Origin of the sequence: Vibrio sp. HI00D65 (assembly GCF_001635455.1) — a bacterium.
Classification (GTDB): Bacteria; Pseudomonadota; Gammaproteobacteria; order Enterobacterales; family Vibrionaceae; genus Vibrio.
In genome coordinates this window covers 1-263 of sequence record NZ_LWEH01000257.1, presented here as the reverse complement: position 1 = coordinate 263, position 263 = coordinate 1, and the positions used below count along the sequence as shown (strand labels likewise).

Here is a 263-nt window from a genome sequence, read left to right as displayed (position 1 = left end):
AAAACTACGATGCATCTGTAATTGCACCGGCAGAGGTAGAGCTATAATGGAACACCAAACTCAGGCATCATCGCAAGAGCTACCTACTCAAGATCAAGCATCTAAGTTCAGCGTTGGTATCGATTTGGGTACTACACACTGTGTTTTGTCTTACATCGACACAACCAATGAAGATGCACGCGTTGAGGTAATGCCAATTCCTCAGCTTACGGCTCCTGGTACAGTAGAAACTCGCAGCCAACTTGGCTCTTTCCTATACCAAC

General features: G+C 45.6%; 1 pseudogene. It reads left to right on the top strand.

The features are described 5' to 3' along the window. Nucleotides 1-46 precede the first annotated feature (46 nt). A pseudogene (locus tag A3712_RS18455) lies at nucleotides 47-263 on the top strand (Hsp70 family protein); the annotation flags it as partial.